Origin of the sequence: Sphingomonas phyllosphaerae (genome assembly GCA_036946405.1) — a bacterium.
Taxonomy (GTDB): Bacteria; Pseudomonadota; Alphaproteobacteria; order Sphingomonadales; family Sphingomonadaceae; genus Sphingomonas; species Sphingomonas phyllosphaerae_D.
This window is the reverse complement of record JAQIJC010000001.1, coordinates 2,540,273-2,558,508: the sequence shown is the minus strand read 5'-3', so window position 1 is coordinate 2,558,508 and position 18,236 is coordinate 2,540,273. Positions and strand designations below refer to the sequence as shown.

General features: G+C 66.8%; 9 protein-coding genes. 3 read left to right on the top strand and 6 right to left on the bottom strand.

From position 1 onward, the window contains the following. Window positions 1-100 precede the first annotated feature (100 nt). From PGN12_12220 to PGN12_12210, 3 genes are all read right to left on the bottom strand, one after another. A complete protein-coding gene (locus PGN12_12220; protein ID MEH3104661.1) occupies window positions 101-2,563 on the bottom strand; it encodes a sulfite reductase flavoprotein subunit alpha in 2,463 nt (820 codons plus the stop codon). A gap of 100 nt (window positions 2,564-2,663) precedes the next feature. Continuing rightward, complete coding sequence (locus tag PGN12_12215; protein MEH3104660.1) at window positions 2,664-4,472, bottom strand: DUF885 domain-containing protein; 1,809 nt, start codon at window positions 4,470-4,472, stop codon at window positions 2,664-2,666. Window positions 4,473-4,545: 73 nt separating this feature from the next. Next, window positions 4,546-6,906 (bottom strand): glycoside hydrolase family 3 C-terminal domain-containing protein, encoded by a 2,361-nt coding sequence (locus PGN12_12210; GenBank protein ID MEH3104659.1) that lies wholly within the window; start codon window positions 6,904-6,906, stop codon window positions 4,546-4,548. A 309-nt stretch (window positions 6,907-7,215) separates the two neighbouring features. On the opposite strand from PGN12_12210, the gene PGN12_12205 reads away from it, so the two are divergent. Both PGN12_12205 and PGN12_12200 read left to right on the top strand, forming a co-directional pair. Further along, window positions 7,216-8,787 carry a DUF885 family protein gene (locus PGN12_12205; GenBank protein MEH3104658.1) on the top strand — a complete coding sequence of 524 codons (1,572 nt, stop codon included), beginning with the start codon at window positions 7,216-7,218 and terminating at the stop codon, window positions 8,785-8,787. Between the two features lie 86 nt (window positions 8,788-8,873). Further along, window positions 8,874-11,732, top strand: coding sequence for a TonB-dependent receptor (locus PGN12_12200; protein ID MEH3104657.1), 2,859 nt, complete (start codon window positions 8,874-8,876; stop codon window positions 11,730-11,732). Window positions 11,733-11,776: 44 nt separating this feature from the next. Here PGN12_12200 and PGN12_12195 read toward each other — a convergent pair whose 3' ends face one another. Next, window positions 11,777-13,372 (bottom strand): sodium/solute symporter, encoded by a 1,596-nt coding sequence (locus PGN12_12195; GenBank protein ID MEH3104656.1) that lies wholly within the window; start codon window positions 13,370-13,372, stop codon window positions 11,777-11,779. 304 nt (window positions 13,373-13,676) lie between these two features. On the opposite strand from PGN12_12195, the gene PGN12_12190 reads away from it, so the two are divergent. After that, complete coding sequence (locus PGN12_12190; GenBank protein ID MEH3104655.1) at window positions 13,677-14,366, top strand: DUF2490 domain-containing protein; 690 nt, start codon at window positions 13,677-13,679, stop codon at window positions 14,364-14,366. A 27-nt stretch (window positions 14,367-14,393) separates the two neighbouring features. Here PGN12_12190 and PGN12_12185 read toward each other — a convergent pair whose 3' ends face one another. Both PGN12_12185 and PGN12_12180 read right to left on the bottom strand, forming a co-directional pair. Beyond that, window positions 14,394-15,230, bottom strand: coding sequence for a TIM barrel protein (locus PGN12_12185; GenBank protein MEH3104654.1), 837 nt, complete (start codon window positions 15,228-15,230; stop codon window positions 14,394-14,396). A 55-nt stretch (window positions 15,231-15,285) separates the two neighbouring features. Then, window positions 15,286-18,189 carry a TonB-dependent receptor gene (locus tag PGN12_12180; GenBank protein ID MEH3104653.1) on the bottom strand — a complete coding sequence of 968 codons (2,904 nt, stop codon included), beginning with the start codon at window positions 18,187-18,189 and terminating at the stop codon, window positions 15,286-15,288. Window positions 18,190-18,236 lie beyond the last annotated feature (47 nt).

The window sequence follows — 18,236 nt, the reverse complement described above, 5'->3', positions numbered from 1 at the left end:
CCGCGCTCCACGATGGCAATGGCACGGGCGAAGGCGAGGGGCGTCGATCATACGCACCTCCTATGCCAGGCCGGGCGGATTGTTGATCCGGAAAACGCCGTTAATAGATGTCGCGACGGTAGCGGCCTTCTTCCAGCATCCGCTCCAGCACGTCCTCGCCGAGAATGCCGGCGAGCGCGGCATGCACCCCGGGCGCCATGCCCGCGATGCTGCCGCAGACGTAGATCGAAGCGCCAGCCGCCACCGCCGCCGCGATGCGCTCCGCCTCGACGGTCACCGCGTCCTGTACGTAGCGCGGCCCATCACCATGGCGCGACCAGGCCGCGAAGGTTTGCGACAGGGCGCCCTGCGCGGTGAGCGCCGCGCGCACATCGGCAAGAAAATCGTCGTGCGCCGGATGGCGCTCGCCGAAGAACAACCACGACGGCGCACCTCCGTTCGCGGTGCGTTGACGCAGATGGGCTAGCAGGCCGGCGATCCCCGTGCCGTTGCCGATCAGGATCAGCGGAGTCGCCGGGTCGGCAGGCGCGTGGAAGGCGGGATTGCTGCGGATGCGCGCGCGCACCACGCCGCCGAGCGCAGCGCCGTCGGTCAACCAGCCGGAGCCCAGTCCCGCAAAGCCGTCCGCCGCCGTGCAGGCGCGGACGATCAACTCCACGCGACCGTCACCCGGCACCGATGCGATCGAATAGTCGCGATGCGGAAGCGGGTCGAGCGCATCCGGATCGAACCGTTCGTCCAGGGCTTTCGGCAGAAGCCGGGTCATCAGCGTGGCGCGTAGCGCCTGTGTCTCGGTGAGCCCGTGCCTTTGCAGGAACGCCTCGACCCGCGCCGCGTCCTGCTGCGGCAGCACCTCCAATATGTCACCGGCCTGCCATGTCGCAGCGCCATCGACCGGCACCAATGCGACAAGCCACGCGGCGCCGCCGTGACTGCCGGGATTGAGCAGCCGACGCTCGACGAGCCGCCAATCGCTCATCGGCGCGGGTGCCCAATCCGGCTGATCGGTGTGCGCGCCCAGCCCGGCGAGCTGTTGCTGCCATTGCCGCTGTGCGTCCGCGTCCTCGCCATCGGCCTCGATCACGTCGAACAGCCGCGCCGCGCCCGCGCCGTGCAGCCAGCGATCGACCCGATGACCGAAGGCGCAATAGTCGCGATATTGGCGGTCGCCCAGCGCCAGCACCGCATAGGACAGATGGGTCAGGTCGGGCGGGCTCCCGCCGATCGTCCGCGGGAAGCCACGCGCGGCATCGGGCGGCTCGCCTTCGCCATAGGTGCTCGCGACCACGAACAGCCGCTCGGCGCGCGCGAGCGTCGGCGCATCCAGCGCCGCGATCGGTAGCGCGGCGGCATCGGGTAGCGCCCGGGCGGTGAGCCGCGCGATCCGCTCGGCCGCGCCGGTCTGGCTGGCGAAGGCGACCAGCGTACCCGCCGCGCCCGCCGTTGCCGTGACGGGCGCGACCTGCGCCAGCGCGCGCTTGCGCCGCCGTCGCCCGAAATAGAGCAACAAGCCGGTGATCGTGAACAACGGCATCGTCAGGCTCGTCAGCATCATCACGATCCGGCCGGGAAGGCCGAAATAGGCGCCCCGGTGGATCTCGAGAACGCTGGCGACGATATCCTCGCCGACCGCCCGATCCGCATAGCGCGCGTCGGAGACGACCTTTCCACCCGCGCTGTCGATGGTGAAGTCATCGGACACGCGATCATGCCGCGCGCCGGGCAGGGTGGCGCGAAACTGCACCGCAGCACCGTCGCGATTGCTGGCGGTGACGCTGTCGTAGCGCTGCCCGTCGGTGGCGCGCGCAAACGTCTCCCATGCGCGCGACCAGTCGACGGGCGCCCCCTTGCCGGCCCGTCCGCGCGCTTCGTGCGGGCGCTCCACCGCCAGCAGATGCTGGACGCCGCTGCGGTACCAGCCATACGACCACCACAGACCCGTCGCCGCGCTGATGAGGTAGAACACCAGCACCCACCCGCCGATCACTGCATGCAGGGCCCGGTACAAATTCCGTCCGGTCATGCGCAGATCGAGAACCAGCCAGTTGCGCCAGTCGAGCGGTCGTCGCGGCCAGCGCAGGTACAGGCCCGAGAGCGCAAAATAGATCAGCGACAATGCCGCAAAGCCAGTGATCTGCCGACCCCAGCCGTTGCCATGCCCGGGCAGCGCCAGCCAGCGATGCAGATCCTCGATCACGCCGAAGAACCCGTCCCCACGCGCCACCCCGAGCAGCGCGCCGGTCGCGGGGTCGAGATAGATGCGGTGGCGCTCCTTCGAGCCCTTCGCAGTGAAGGTGAGCGCTGCCGCGCGGCCCGGATCGCGCTCCACCACCAGCCGCGTGATGCGGGCGCCGGGGCGCTGCGCCTCGAAACGGGCAATCAGCGCCGGGGCAGGAAGGGGAGTGCCTCCGGTGCGCGACACCGTGACGATGCCCGGGTTGAGCGCGGCGACGATCTCCGGCTCGAAGCTCATCAACCCGCCGGTCACCCCCATCACTGCCAGAACGAGCCCGGCGGTGATCCCGAGAAACCAGTGAAGTTGAAATAGAATCGCGCGCGTCATGTACCGGCACTTTCCCCGCTAGTGCGAATAAGTCGCGTTAACGGGCGAGTGCGAGCTGGTCAATGACGCTGGCGTCCCGGTGGCACCAGCGCCGCGTTGGTCAGGCGGGACGTCCCATGTAGCGTGCGACGTTGTCGGCGAGCACGTTGAGCGGCACGTTGCCGCCGTCGACGACCGCCTGATCGAAGTCGCGGAGATCATAGCGCGCACCCAGCGCCTTTTGCGCCCGCGTTCGCTGCGCGACGATTTCCGCGCGCCCGACCTCATAGCCGCACGCCTGGCCGGGCCACGCGCAATAGCGGTCGACCTCGCTTTCGGCGTTGCTGCGCGGCAATCCGGTCGCGGCGATGAACTCGGCCAGCGCCTTGTCGCGCGACCAGCCGATCGCATGGATGCCGGTGTCGACGATCAGCCGCACCGCACGCCATGCCAGACCCATCAAATAGCCCAGCCGCCCGGCGGGATCGCCTTCGTACATCCCCAGCTCGTCCGCGAGTTGCTCGGCATAGAGCGCCCAGCCTTCCGAATAGGCGTTGAACGCGAGGATCGACCGGATCAGCGGCAGCCGCTGCGCATATTCGCCCTGCCAGACATGGCCGGGGATCCCTTCGTGATAGACGAGGTCAGGGATGGTGACGCGATTGTGGATCGAGGGGTCGCCGAGATTGATCCATACCTTGCCCGGCTCGCGTCCGTCGATCGTACCGGGGCCGCCATAAGCGGCCGGCGCGCCCGCTTCCTGCGCGAGCGGCATCCGGCGGATCTCGAGGTTGCCGCGCGCCAGCCGCCGGAACGCCTGCGGCAGTTTTGGCCGGATCGCATCGATACGTCCCTGCATATACGCGATGATCTGGCGTCGCCCCTCGTCACCGTCCGGGAAGCCGATCCCCGGTCGTTGCTGATAGGCGATCGTGCGCTCGGCGATGCTGCCCTGCGTCAGCCCTTCCTTGCGCAGGATCACATCCATCTGCGCCTGCAAATCGGTCAGCCGTGCGCGCCCCATCGCATGGAGATCGGCGGCGCTGCGCCGCGTCGTGGTACCGGCGCGTAGCCCCCAGGCATACCATTGCTCGCCATGCGGGCGTGCGTTCATCCCCGGCGCCGTGGTGGCGATCGCGCGTTGTGCCCGTATCTCGTTCAACTGCCGGTCGAGCGCGGGCACGATCGCCCCGCGCACGATCGCGGCGGCGCGCTTGCTCCAGTCGCCCGGCACCGCGGCGCCCTTGCGCACCAGCGGCGCGATCAGCGGACCGTCCTCGCTCGCCGCCTCCGCCAACGTGCGCGTCATCCCGGTGATCGTCTTGTCGAGCAGAAAGGAGGGCGGCACCACACCCATCGCGCGTGTCTCACGAATGCGCACCGTCTCGCCGTCGAGCTGGGCGGGCATCGCCGCAAGACGCGCCAGATACGCCTCGGCATCCGCGGCGGTACGGACCGGCTGATCGCCGTCGAGCATCTGCGGCACATCGAGCCACGCGCCGACGTTCTGGACGACACCATAAGGCGTGTTGCGCCAGTCACCGATCGTCGCCACGCCATAAGGCAGCGCCATGCCGTCGAGGGCGGTGCGAAACGCACTCTCGATCACCGCAAGGCTGGTCGCGGTCGCGCTATCGATGCCATTGCGCGGCAGCTTCGTCAGATCGGCCAGCGCATCGGTCAGAAAGCGTCGCCGTGCCGCCACACCGGCCGGCGAGCGATCCTCCAGCCGGCGGCGCAATCCGGCATGGGCGCCTTCGTCGACGCCCAGCGTCGTCGCTCGCTCCGGCTGGAGGTCGAGCAACTGCCATGCAACGCGGTCGAGATAAGCTTGTGCGGTCTCGGTAGGCGTCGCAGCGCCACTGGCGCTGGCGGCGGTAACGGCGGTCAGGCCGATCAGGGTGTCACGGCGGGAAATGGACTGGTTCATGCGCCCGTGATGACCCGCGCGACCCGCCAGGTCAAACGGGGGCGGGCGGGCACGTGGCCCGCCCGTCCGACCGTCACGCCGCCGGGCAGGTCGCCCCGGCCGGATCGGTGGCGAGCCGAACATCCGAGATCGACACGCTGAACGGCGCATCGGCGTCGAGCGTCATCGGCGTCGCCACCTTCTCGACGGTCGCGCCGCGCTCGCGGAAGCATTTCAGCGGCACGCGCAGCACCTGCCATCCTGGCTTTCCGAGTAGCGGTGCGACGTTGACCCGGCCGCCGCCAAGCGCCAGGCCGACAGCCCCGGCTGCGGGCGCATCGACGCGATAGGTCACCTGCAGGTTCAGATCCGCATTGGTCTCGCGCACCAGCGACAGCTCCGGCCCGGCGATCCGCGCTGCGCCTTTACCCTTCCATGTCAGCCGTACCGCGCCTTCCTGCGCGGTCGCGCTGTCGACCGCTTCGCGCGTCACCGCCGCGTCGAGATCGAGCCGGAACGGGGCGGGGACTCGCCCGCGCGCGAAGAACAGGCTGGTGTTCGCGAGGCTCGCATCCACGCCCGCCACCTCGCTGAGCGCGCCGACCTTGCCGGGCCTGGCGTAGCTCAGCCCGTAGCCGAACGGGAACAGCGGGTCGTACCCGGGCGCGCCGCGGTTGAGCGTGAACTGCCCCGCCGTCTTCGGCCAGCTGAACGACAGGGTTCCGGCGAAATCGCGCTTGCCGCCGATCAGCACGTCGGCGACGCCTTCGCCTTCCGAGCCGGGGAACCACGAAGCGACGAACGCATCCGACTGGTTCAGCTCCGGGTTCACCCACAACGGCCGCCCGGACAGGAACACCGAAACAGTCGGAATGCCTGCCGCCTTCAATTTCTTCAGCAGCGCCATCGCCTGCTTGTCACCCGCCTCGAATTCCAGCGTGCGGACATCGCCGCGCATCTCGGCATAGGGCTGTTCGCCGAAGACGACGATCGCGACATCGGGCTTGGTCGTGAACCGGCCATCGGGCGACAACGTCGCGCTGCCGCCGCCCGCCTTGGCGGCCGCGGCAATCCCGGCGTAGATCGAGGTCGCGCCGGGGAAGTCGGCATTGGTGTTGCCGTCGCCCTGCCACGACAAGGTCCAGCCACCCGACTGGCGACCGATATCGTCGGCAGCGTCGCCGGCGACGAGGATATTGGCGCTCGCCTTCACCGGCAGCACGCCATTGTTCTTGAGCAGCACCAAGCTCTTGGCCACGGCTTCCCGCGCGACCGCGCGGTGCGCCGCCGACCCGACCTGCTGCGGCTGCGCCTCATAGGGACGCGCGGCGTCGAACAACCCCAGCTTCATCTTGACGCGCAGGATACGCCGCACCGCATCGTCGATCCGCGCCATCGGGATCTTGCCCGAGCGCGCGGCGGCGAGCGTCGTGTCGAAGAGGCCTTTCCAGCTATCCGGCGCCATCGCCATGTCGAGCCCGGCATTGAACGTCGCCGGGCAATCGGTGTTGGTGCAGCCGGGGATCTGGCCATGGCCGTTCCAGTCGCCGACCACGAACCCCTCGAACCCCATGCGGCCCTTGAGCACGTCGGTCAGCAGCGAGCGGTTGCCGTGCATCTTCTGCCCGTTCCAGCTTGAAAAGCTCGACATGACCGTCATCGCGCCGGCCTTGATCGCGGGCGGATAGCCGGCGGCGTGGACGCGGATCAGCGTCGCTTCGTCGACTTGCGTGTCGCCCTGATCGACCCCGTCCCTGGTGCCGCCGTCGCCGAGGAAGTGCTTGACGCTCGCGGCGACATGCCCGTGCTGGATGCCGCGGTCGCCGCCGACGCCCTGCAACCCCTCGACCATCGCGCCGGCATAGGAGGCGACCACCGCCGGGTCCTCCGAATAGCCCTCGTAGCTGCGCCCCCAGCGATCGTCCTGCGGCACCGCCACGGTCGGCCCAAACGCCCAGTCGATGCCGGCCGCCGCGGTTTCGGCGGCGGTCGCCGCGCCGATCTGCCGGATCAGCGCCGGATCGCGCATCGCGCCGAGCGCGATATTGTGCGGGAAGATCGTCGCGCCGACGACATTGTTGTTGCCGTGCACCGCATCGACCCCGAACATCAGCGGGATCGCGACGTGCCCGGCGCGCTGCTCCATCGCCACCGCATTGAACGCGCGCGAGGTCGCCACCCAGGGCGCGGCGGGCGAGCGGTCGGGGCTGCCGAGCGGCGGCGAGCTGCCCCCGGCGAGGATCGAGCCGAGCGGATAGGTGCGCAGATCCTCCGGCTTGATCGCGCCGATATCGGCCTGGATCATCTGTCCGATCTTCTCTTCGAGCGACAGCCGCGCGAGCAGGGCGGTGACCTTCGCCTCTGTCGCTGCATCGACCAGCCCGGTGCTCTTCCCGGCCGGCCAGCGATCGGGCTTCGCGACCTGCGCGACCGCCCCGCTTGCCGCGACCGTCATCAACGCCACCGCCAGATAGCTCACACCCCGCATCGTCATCCCCGCCTGCCTTGTTTCTAGATTGTGCTTCAACGATGCTGATATCGCTATCCAGCGACTCACGCCACTGCGGATCGTTAGGTATGCGACATCAAACGCTTGGTGGCGTCGATACTGGTATCAAGTCATGGCAGAGGTGTTGTTGGCGATGGCTCATCACATAGATTGACAAGCCAATGGTATACCATAAGCTTTACAGCCGTGAGACAAACGCTGCTTCTGCTGTCCGCTATGAGCGCCATGCCGGCTCTTGCGCAAACGCCTCCACAATTGGCTGCCACGGTAGCCGCGTGGCATGCCGCCGCCGAACCCGCAGTGGTCGACGGCATACCGGACTATTCACCCGCCGCGTTGACGCGTCGAACACAGGCGCTCGCGACGGCCCGTTCGACGCTGGCGAAGATCGACCGCGCGCGCATCGCCCCGGCGGCGGCGATCGACGCCGATCTGCTTGAGGCCGAGATGAACGGGCTCGACTTTCAGCTACGCGTGCTGCGACCGTGGGCGCGCGATCCGGGCTTTTATGCGACGGTCTGGTCCGAACAGAGCGACGTCCCCGCGCATGAAGGGCCGAACGCCCCGGTGATCGACCTGTGGCGATACAGCTACCCGCTGTCCGCCGCCGACGCGACGATCCTTGCGGCACAGCTGGCGAAGATCCCCGCGCTGCTCGACGCCGCCCGCGTCAATCTCGCCGCCAGTCAGGCGCACGATCTGTTCGCTTATGGCGCACGCGCGTTCCACGATCAGGCCGAGCTGCTCGCGCAGCTAGAGGCTGGCACGCTCGACCTGCGCTCGCTCGCCGGGCATCGCCGCGCTGATCTGTCGGGCGAGGGACAGCGCCTGTTGCCGGCGATCCGCGCCGCACGCGTGGCATCGGAACGTTTCGCCGATTGGATCGAGGCCGAGACGCCGCGCCGCACCGGCCCATCGGGGGTCGGTCGCGCCGACTACGACTGGGCGGCACGCCACGTCTATCTCTCCCCATACGATTGGGCCGCGCAGGAGGTGCTGCTCAAGCGCGAGCTGTCGCGCGCCTGGGCCGGGCTCGCGCTGGAGGAAGTCCGCAACCGCGCCTTGCCGCCGCTGGCGATGCCGGACGAGGCCGCCGCCTTCGACCGGCTGTCGCTGCAAAAAGCCAAGCGTTTCACGCAATTCCTGATCGACCGCGGCATGGTCGCCGACCGGCCATGGTATCGCGCCGCGATCCCCGCCCAACTGATCAGATACCGCGCGCCGTCGCAGCGCGACTTCTTCGGCCATGTCGTCGCGCAGGACCCGCTCCCGCTCTACAGCCATTTCTATCACTGGATCGAACTGGCCCGGATGGCGCATGAGCCGCACGCCGATCCGATCCGTCAAGGTCCGCTGCCGTTCAACATCTGGCAGGACCGGTCGGAAGGCGTCGCCACCGCGATGGAGGAACTGGCGATGCAGGCCGGCCTCTACGACGATCTGCCGCGCGGGCGCGAATTGGTGTGGATCATGCTGGCCAATCGCGCCGCGCGCGGGCTCGCCTCGCTCTACGTGCAGGACAATCGCATGACGCTGGCAGAGGCCGGGCGCTTCCACGCACGCTGGACGCCGCGCGGCTGGTCCGATCCCGAGAGCCGGCTCGTCGGCTTCGAGCAGCTCCTCTATCTTCGCCAGCCCGGCTACGGCGCCAGCTACATCGTCGGCAAGATCCAGCTCGACGATCTGCTCGCGCGTCAGGCGGAACGCGCCTCCCGCGCGGGCAAGCCCTTCGACGCCGCCGCCACCATCGCGACGCTCGCGCAGCCCGGCATCATGCCGCTGGCGCTGGTCGAGCGCGCCCTCGAGGCCGGCGCGGCCGCACACTGAATTCGGGGGAGAGCGGCCCGGACAGAGGCGCGCGCCCGGATACCCGCAGCAGGGACAGGGAACAAACGAAGAAGGGGAAAGCCGTCATGAAGAGAGTGAACCGAAACGTATGGCGACGCGCGATCGTCGGCGTCGCCTGGAGCGCGATGCTCTCCGCCGTACCGGCCAACGCACAGACCAGCGCCGATCCCGCCACCGACCCCGGCGAGGGCGATACGGTGGTCGTCACCGGCTCGCGCATCCGGCAAAATCCGCTGGCGCAGGCCGCGCCGATCACCTCGATCGAGGGAGCGGATATCGCCCGCACCGGCCTGTCCTCGATCGCCGACGTGCTGCAACGGCTGCCCGGCGCAGCGGGCGGGCTCAACTCGCGCTTCAATCGTTCGGGCAACAACGGCAACCCGCCCGATGGCGGCGGCGTCGGCGCGGGCTCGTCCGAAATCGACCTGCGCTATCTCGGCAGCCGCCGGACCCTCGTGCTGGTCGATGGCCTGCGCTTCATCAATGGCAGCGCCGCGAGCGGCGTCCCCGGCGCGGTCGACCTCAATGCTATTCCCGACAGCATGATCGATCGGGTCGAGGTGCTGCGCGACGGTGCCTCGACGATCTACGGCTCGGATGCGATCGCCGGCGTCGTCAACATCATCACCAAGAAACGTCAGAACGGCTTCGTCGCCTCGGCACAGGGCGGCGCCTATCCACAGGGCGACGGCGTCACGCAGAATTACCAGCTCAGCTGGGGGCATCGCGACGAAGAGGCCGGCGTCTCGTTCGTGGCCGGCGTGAACTACATCAAGCAGGGCTCGGTCTTTGCGGGTGACCGCAGCTATTATGCCTTCCCCGATCCCGGTGCGACCGCCTGTACCACCAGCTGCAGCTCGGGCACGCCGAACGGCCGATTCCTCATCAACAATCCGGTCACCGGCGCCGGCATGAACCTCACGCTCAAGTCGAACCCGCTCGGGCGTCCGCGCTTCGACCCGGCCGACCCGACCGGCGCCAACAGCGACTTCAAGCAATTCACCGTCGCCGACCGCTTCAACTTTCGTCCGTACAATTATCTGCTGACCCCGCAGGAGCGGTTCGGCGCGTTCGTCAACTTCCAGGGCGATCTCGGCGAAGACGTCCGGCTGACGACGCGGATGATCTATAACCGCCGTACCTCGGACAATCAGGCCGCGCCGCTGCCGCTGTTCGTCGGCCCCGACGCGGGCAACGGCAATCTGCTCGATACGATCTCGATCGACGCGACCAACCCGTACAATCCGTTCGGCGTCACGCTGGCGACCGGCAACGCCGGCCTCCCGCGCAACTACGACTTCATCGGTCGGCGCTTCGTCGAAAACGGCCCGCGGCACTACAGCCAGAAGGTCGAGACCATGTATCTCGGCGGCACGCTCGACGGGAAATTCGCGGTCGGTAGCGGGACGTGGTATTGGGACGCCAACGTCATCTACGCCTCCAACACCGCCAAACAGGTGGTGCAGGGGAACGTCAACGCCGCCAACCTCGCCCGCGCGCTCGGCCCGGTCGCCGATTGCACCGGCGAGTGCGTGCCGTTCAACATCTTCGGCGGCGAAGGCTCGATCACGCAGGCGATGATCGACTACGTCACGTTCCAGCAGCGTGACCGCAGCGAACAGTCGATGGTCGACGCGACCTTCAACGTCACCGGTACGTTGTTCGAGCTGCCCGCGGGGCCGCTCGGTCTGGCGGCCGGCTATGAATATCGTCGCCAATCGGGCTCGTTCTCGCCCGATCCGCTCGTCGCTGCCGGGCTTGGCTCCGACATCCCGGCGCAGGCGACGAGGGGCAGCTTCGACGTCAACGAAGTCTATGGCGAGCTGAGCATTCCGGTGCTCAAGGACGTGCCGTTCTTCCAGCTGCTCGAAGGGTCGTTCGCGGCGCGCTACTCGGATTATTCGACGAGCGGCAGCCGCACGACCATGAAGGCGGGGGTCAGCTGGAAGCCGATCGACGATCTGCGGTTGCGCGGCACCTGGGCGCAGGGCTTCCGTGCGCCATCGATCGGCGAGCTGTTCGGCACGCCATCGCGGTTCGACGGTGGCGTGATCGATCCGTGTTCCGCGGACGCGACCGGCACGTCGGCGACGGTACGGCAGAATTGCGCGGCGCAGGGTGTTCCCACCGGTTATGTGCAAACCAACCAGCAATTGCCGATCCTCACCGGCGGCAATCGCGCGCTGAAGGCGGAAACCTCGGAAAGCTGGATCGTCGGCGGCGTCTACAGCCCGTCATGGGCCAGCGGCGTCGGTCGCCTGTCGCTCGAGGTCGATTACTACACGATCAAGGTCGACAATGCGATCTCGTCGATCGGTGCCGACGTGCTGCTCGCCAACTGCACGCAGACCAACGATCCGGTGGCCTGCGGCGCGATCACCCGTTCCACTTCCGGAGCGATCACGCAAATCCGCGGGCTGCTCCAGAACATCGCCTCGCTCAAGAGCGAGGGGCTGGACGCGATTCTGACATGGCGCTCGCCGTCGGTCGGGGCAGGGACGTTCGGCCTATTGTGGTCGAACAACTTCCTGTTCGAATATTCGACCACGCTGCCGACCGCCACCGGCAGCCAGACCGTCCGCCGGCAGGGCACCGAGCGCGGCGATCAGGCGTATCCGCGTTTCAAGAGCAACGCGACGATCGACTGGTCGAGCCCCAACTTCACGGCGTCGATCACCGGCCGTTACATCGGACGCGTCGTCGAGCCGGCGTATGACGATCACGTCATGCGCCCGACGCTCTACCTCGACGCGCAGGTCGGCTGGACGCCGGGGATGTGGGACGATCGCCTGACGCTGACGCTGGGGGTCAACAACATCCTCGGCAAGCGGGCACCGGACTGTCTCAGCTGCGGCGGGTTCGATCCCACCACCTACGATCTGCCCGATCAGTTCGGCTATGCGCGGATCGCGGTGAAGTTCTGAACCAGAAGGGGCGGGGGGCTTCCGGCTCCCCGCCCCGACCGGTTTCACCACCAGGTCGCGTAGAGCGCGATCAGGATCAGCACGATGCCTAGGCACGCGACGTTGAACCCGGTCGTGGTGCGAAAGTCGACGTCCTGCACCGTCACGCGATTGGCGTCGGCGCGCGATTTCACCACCAGCGACAGCACCACCGCCAGCGCGAGGCTGAGCAGGAACACGAGGCTCATGCGGTTGAGGAACGGCAGGTCCGGCAGCGCCGCGCGCAGCACGTAGGACAGCACCACCGACGCCACCGCCGCGCCGATCGCCCCCGCTTCGTTCGCACGCTTCCAGAACAGACCCAGCAGGAAGATCACCGTGATCCCCGGCGTGAAGAAGCCGGAGAATTCCTGGATGAACTGGAACGCCTGATCCGATTGCCCGATCAGCGGGCGCGCGGTCAGCATCGCGATCACGATCGACACGCACGCCGCGACGCGCCCGACCAGCACCAGCCGCCGCTCCTGCGTCGGGTCGGCGCGGCCATCCTCGGCAACGGTCTTGCGGCCGAACTGCTTGGCATACAGGTCGAGCGTGAAGATCGTCGCGATCGCGTTGATCTTGGAGGCGGTGGAGGCGATGATCGCCGCGATCAAAGCCGCGAACACCAGCCCGAGCAGCCCGGGCGGCAGCAGCCGCAGCATCGCCGGATAGGCTTCGTCCGGCTTGGCGAGGTCTGGCGCCAGCACCACCGCCGCAATGCCGGGCAGAACGATGACCAGCGGCATGAGCAGCTTCAGGAAGGCAGCGAACACGATGCCCTTCTGGGCTTCCGGCAGGCTCTTCGCCGCGAGTGCGCGCTGGATGATGTACTGATTGAATCCCCAATAGCTCAAATTCGCGATCCACATGCCACCGATCAGCACCGCCAGCCCCGGGAGCTCCTTATAATGGGGGTTGTCGGAGGACAGGATCATGTCGAAGTGATCCGGAACGCGACGCGTCAGTTCGCCGAAGCCGCCGATGATCCCGGCGTCCCCCCCGATCGTCCGCAGCGTCAACGCGGAGACGAGCAGCCCACCGAACACCAGCAGCGTCACCTGCACGATATCGGTCAACGCCACCGCCTTCAGCCCGCCACGCAGCTGATAAAGCACGGCAAAAGCCCCAAGCCCGACCAGCGCCAGATCCTGATTGATCCCCGCCACCTGCGTTACCGCGATCGATCCCAGCCAGATGATCGAGGTCAGGTTGACGAAGATATACAGCGCCAGCCAGAATACCGCCATGATCGTACGGATCGACGTACCGTACCGCTGCTCAAGGAACTGGGGCATTGTGTAGATGCGGTTGTGGAGGAAGATCGGCAGGAAGAACTTGCCGACAATCAACAATGTAGCGCCCGCCATCCACTCGTAGGAGGCGATTGCCAACCCGATCGCATAGCCCGACCCGGCCATGCCGACGATCTGCTCGGCCGATATGTTCGCCGCGATCAGCGACGCGCCGACCGCCCACCACGGCAGGGCCTTGGAGGCGAGGAAATAGTCCGACGTGTCCTTGCTCTCGCCGGCTTTGTCGCGACTAACCCATTGGGCAAGCACGAAGATGCCGATCGCATAGCCGATCACCACGACCAGATCGATCGTCTGCAACGTCATAGAATTCCCTCCCCACGATTGTCAGCGACGCCCGATCCTTGCTCCCCTGTTTAGCGCGAACGACGATGGCGTCCACGACTCCCGCTTCGCAAACCTGTCCTCATCCGCGACGCGACGACCAAGGTCGCTGGTTTTTCGCGAGATTACAGCATTCTCCACGTGGACGCGGCTGACCCACTCCCGACCGCCGCGTCCGGTAACGGCGGCCCGAACACCAACAGCCGGTGCGACATGGTCGTCGTCAGCCTTGGATGGCCAACGCGAACGGTTTTGCTATAGCGTCCGCGCCATAATGGGGGTGTACGTGTCCGGATTTCGCTGCGCAGCCTTGCTGTCAGGTGCGTTGCTGTTCGCGACGCCTGCGTCGGCGCAGGTGGAGGACGAGCAGTTTTGGGAACAGGTCAACGTCAACGTGCCGCTGACGCCCGAGGTGCGGGTCACGCTCGAACAAATCGGACGATGGGGCGATCGTGCCGATGGGATCAGCCAGACCGAATATGGCGCGCTATTGGGCTGGAAAGTCAGCAAGCCGATCGAGTTAGGCTTTGGCTATCGGCGCGTTGGGCTCTTCACGGCGACCGGCCCGTCGGTGCATGAAAATCGCCTGCGCCAACAGGTCGTCTTCACCCACGGTAACCTGTTCGGGCGCTTTCGGGTCGACGAACGCTTCAATCCCGGCGGCGATCAGGTCGGGGTGCGAATCCGTCCGCTGCTCCGTCACAATTTCCCGCTGAAAAGCGGAAAGCTGGCGTTCTTCGCGTCGCATGAGAGCTTCATTCTTCCCAATTCGACGCGGTGGGGGCAGCGATCCGGCTATGAACGGATGCGCAACATGCTCGGGATCACGGTGCCGCTGATCGCGCGCAAGGCGATCCTCGACATCGGCTATCTCAACCAATTCCGCTTTGGTCGCGCCAGCGCGCGGCCCGTGATGGAACATGCGTTGAGCCTGCAACTGACGATCAACGCGATCGGGCCGATCCTGCACGATTGAACCCGACGCGCATCGTCGCCGGGGACGCTAGACCGTGCAGGTTCGAACCGCCTGCGCCAGCGCGGTCAGCGGATCGCCCGTCGGCACGAACTCGTGTGCGAAATAACCGTCGAACCCGAGATCGGCGACGCTCCGCGCCACTGCATGCCAGTTGACCTCCTGCGTGTCGTCGAGATTGTGGCGACCGGGCACACCACCGGTGTGGAAGTGGCCGAGCCACTTGATGTTCTTCTTGATGGTGGCGATCAGGTCGCCTTCCATGATCTGCATGTGGTAGATGTCGTAGAGCAGCTTGACCCGCGGCGATCCGACCTCTTCCGCCACGCGCACGCCCCAGGCCGTATGATCGGCCATGTAATCGGCGTGATCGACCTTGCTGTTGAGCAACTCGATGCAGATCGTCACGCCGTGGTCTTCGGCGATCCGCTTGACGCGATTCAGACCGATGACCGAGTTTGCGGCCCCTTCTTCATCGGACATGCCCTTGCGATTGCCCGAAAAGGCGATGACGTTGGGCACGCCGGCCTTGGCCGCTTGCGGGATGCCGACCCGGAACGCCTTCTCGACCGCATCATGATTCTCCCGTCGGTTGAGGCCGTTGGGGATCGTCATGATATCGGCGGCATAGCCCATCGTGCAGCGCAGCCCATACCGGCGCGGGATCTCATACTCTGCGGGTTGCAACAGGTCGATGCCCTGCAAGCCCATTTTCGCCGCGGCAGCGCAAAGCTTGTCCAGCGGAATGTTCTGATAACACCAGCGGCTGACCGACTGTTTCAGCCGACCGGCGCGCGGCGGCGCGGCTGCCGACCCTGCGGTTGCCGAGAGGGCCAGAGACGAGGCGACGATTTGGCGGCGGGTCATCATGCCGCATCAATACGTGAGATGACGCCTTCGTCAAATGGGCAAGGTGAGGCGGTCATTGTCCCGCCAGCGCGATCCGTGCGCCGACGTAGAAGAAGCGTCCCAGCGGCGAGATGGGGACATTGGTGCCGTAGGCGGCCGGGTCCGGCTTCTGGTCGGTCAGGTTGGTGATGCCGCCGTAGAACCCGAAGCCGTCGGGCACTTGATATGCGATCTGAAGATCATGCTGCCACAGCGCCGCGTTCCGCAGATATTCGGCGGCGGCGATGTCGGGGTTGGCGGCGGTTTCGTTGCGCGTGAAGGCGCGGGTGGCGTTCAGCCAGCGCAGATTATAGTTCACCGAAACGCGGTCGAGCGTCCACGTGGGGGCGAAATTGGCATTCCATTGCGGTGCGCCGAGCGTGTCGAGCCTGTTGGTGGGCGGCGCGCCGGGGCTCGCGATGATCGACAGCCGATTGAGGTAGCCGCCGATCAGCCGCAGGTCGAACGTCCCGATCCGCGCGGTCGGCAGGCGGTAAGTGACGTTGAGGTCGAGCCCCGCGGTACGGAAGCTCGCGACGTTCTGGGGGCCGACCGTGAAACCGTTGATCCGCCCGGTGCCGGACGCGCGCGTGTACGATCGGCAGAAGGCGTTATCGAGAGTGGGCTGGTCGACGCACAGGTTGATGACATCGCCAGCTTCAACGGTGTTGATCGCATCGGTCAGATTGATGTCGTACCAGTCCGCCGAGGCGGTCAGCCCGGGGAGGAAACGCGGGCGCAGGACGACGCCGGCGGTCCAGGTACGCGCCCGTTCCGGACGAAGCGCCAGATTGCCTTGCGATACCCCGTTGAGGACGAAGCCGGTATCGCTCTCTCCGAGCAGGGTCGTGCGGCCCGCGGCGGCGAGTTGCGCCCGGCAGTTCGCCTCGCGGAATTGCGTCCCATTCCCGACCGAGCGCGTAGTGCAGGGATCGTCGAGGAAGCCTTGCGCCGTGCTGCGTGGCTGGAACAATTCGCCGATGTTCGGCGCGCGTACCGCCTGGCCGTAGGAGCCACGGAAGGAGATGTCCCGGATCGGCGCATAGATGCCGGTGAACTGCCACGTCTCGGTGCGGCCGACCGTCGAGTAGCGCGAATATCGACCCGCGGCGCCGACCGACAGCAATTCGGCGAACGGACGATCGCGCATGATCGGGAGGTTAAGCTCGCCGAACGCTTCCCACACGTCGAAGCTGCCGCGGCTGGGCAGCACGACGGTTGGTTCGTCGCTGCCGAAATACGCGGCGGCGACGAGATTCGGGTTGGGATCGAACCGGCTGCTTTCACGACGATATTCGCCGCCGAAGGAGAATTGTACCGGGCCGCCGGGGAGGCTGAAGAACTGGCCGAAGTCTCCACTGACCGACGCGCTGGCCACATGCTGGTCGATACGCACGAAGCTCCGGTCGTTGCGCTGGAAATAGGCGAGTTGCGCCTCGCTGGTCGGCCCGGCCCCGAACGGATTGATCGGAAGGCAGCCGTTGTTCGGGTTGCTCAGCGTCGAGCGACAGATCGTAGAGCCGTTGGGTCCCGCTACGGCGTCGAGCGCCTCGAGATACGGCGCGGCAAGACGGCTGCCGAGCCGGGTGATGCGCACGTCGGTGCGACCATATTGATAGTATGCGTCATAGGTCGCATGATCGGACAGGCGCCCGGTGGCGGCGACAACCCCGCGATAGGTCTGACGAAGATCGTTCTCGCCAAGCCGCCCGAAATCGATGTTGTGACGATTGAAGAACAGGCCATCGGCCCCCGCGGCCGATGCCGCCGCGCGAATGCTCTGGGGAATGAACGGGTTGTCGAGTGCGATCGGCAGGTAATAGGTTTCGGGATACTGCCCGAAGGTGGTGGCGTCGGATCGCGCGTATTTGGCATCGACCGACAGCTTCAGCGCGTCCGATACCTCGAACGACGAGAGAAGGTTGACGACATGGCGCTCGATGCCCGGCGACAGGTCGCCCTGATAGAAGCCGGGCACGTCGGTGCTGACGCCACCTTGCCAGTAATAAGCGATCGGCTGACCCGGATCGTAGGGTCGGCCAAGTCCGTCGAAGCTGGGGTTCGACTCGCCACCCACGAAGATCGCGCCCAAGGGTGAGACATAGGTGTAGTGCAGATTGCCGGCGAGCACCTGATCGGGCACGTTGGGATCGTCGGGCTGGTCGGCCGGGTTCGGCACGAGATACCGGCGCCGGCCCTGCTGAAGGAACTTGCGCGCCTCATACGGCACGCGTTCCTCGCCGCTATATTCGTAGGCGAGCGTGACATTGCCGCGTCCGTCCGCGAAATTCCGTCCGGCGAGCAACGACGCGAAGCGGGTCGCGCCATCACCATATTGCGATACGCCCATCTGCGCCCGCGCACTCACACCCTGAAAATCGCGGCGCAGGATGAAATTGACCACGCCGGTGACGCCATCGGCGCCATAGATCGCGGACACCGCACCGGTCAGGACGTCGACCCGGCTGATGAGGTCGGTAGGAATGGCGTTGATGTCGACCGCGGCGTTGCTCGCCTCGGCGGCGACGTGGCGACGACCATCCACCAGGGTCAGCGTCCGGTTCGCGCCGAGATTGCGCAGGTTCAGCTGATTGAGCCCCGACTGGCCCAGCTGGGCGCTGGACACGGCATCGCCGCCGCCCGCGCGCGTGCTGTCACGCGAATTGACCAGCGCAGGGACGCGAACCAGGAAGTTGGTGAGATTGGTGTTCCCCGACTCCCGGATGTCCGCGGCATCGCTCGAGATGATCGGGCTGGGCGCTTCATAGTCCAAACGCTGGATACGCGATCCGGTCACGACGATATCGCCGGAGGCATTGTCGCTTCCCGACGGGGTGGCCGCAGGCGCAGGCGCTGCAGACTGTGTCGCCTGCCCAAGTGCCGGTTGCGCCAGCATCGTCGTGCTCATCAGCAAGGCAGCGATCGTTGTGTTGGTCATGTTGTGTTAGCCCCCTCCGCGTGCGGGCGGCCAGTTCGGGCGACTGC

Excerpts from the sequence above, each read along its gene's own strand:
- PGN12_12210 (MEH3104659.1), bottom strand. The coding sequence starts at position 6,906 with ATGACGGTCGCGGCAAGCGGGGCGGTCGCGCAGGTCGCGAAGCCCGAT.
- PGN12_12180 (MEH3104653.1), bottom strand. The coding sequence starts at position 18,189 with ATGACCAACACAACGATCGCTGCCTTGCTGATGAGCACGACGATGCTG.
- PGN12_12215 (MEH3104660.1), bottom strand. The coding sequence starts at position 4,472 with ATGAACCAGTCCATTTCCCGCCGTGACACCCTGATCGGCCTGACCGCC.
- PGN12_12220 (MEH3104661.1), bottom strand. The coding sequence starts at position 2,563 with ATGACGCGCGCGATTCTATTTCAACTTCACTGGTTTCTCGGGATCACC.
- PGN12_12200 (MEH3104657.1), top strand. The coding sequence starts at position 8,874 with ATGAAGAGAGTGAACCGAAACGTATGGCGACGCGCGATCGTCGGCGTC.
- PGN12_12185 (MEH3104654.1), bottom strand. The coding sequence starts at position 15,230 with ATGACCCGCCGCCAAATCGTCGCCTCGTCTCTGGCCCTCTCGGCAACC.
- PGN12_12195 (MEH3104656.1), bottom strand. The coding sequence starts at position 13,372 with ATGACGTTGCAGACGATCGATCTGGTCGTGGTGATCGGCTATGCGATC.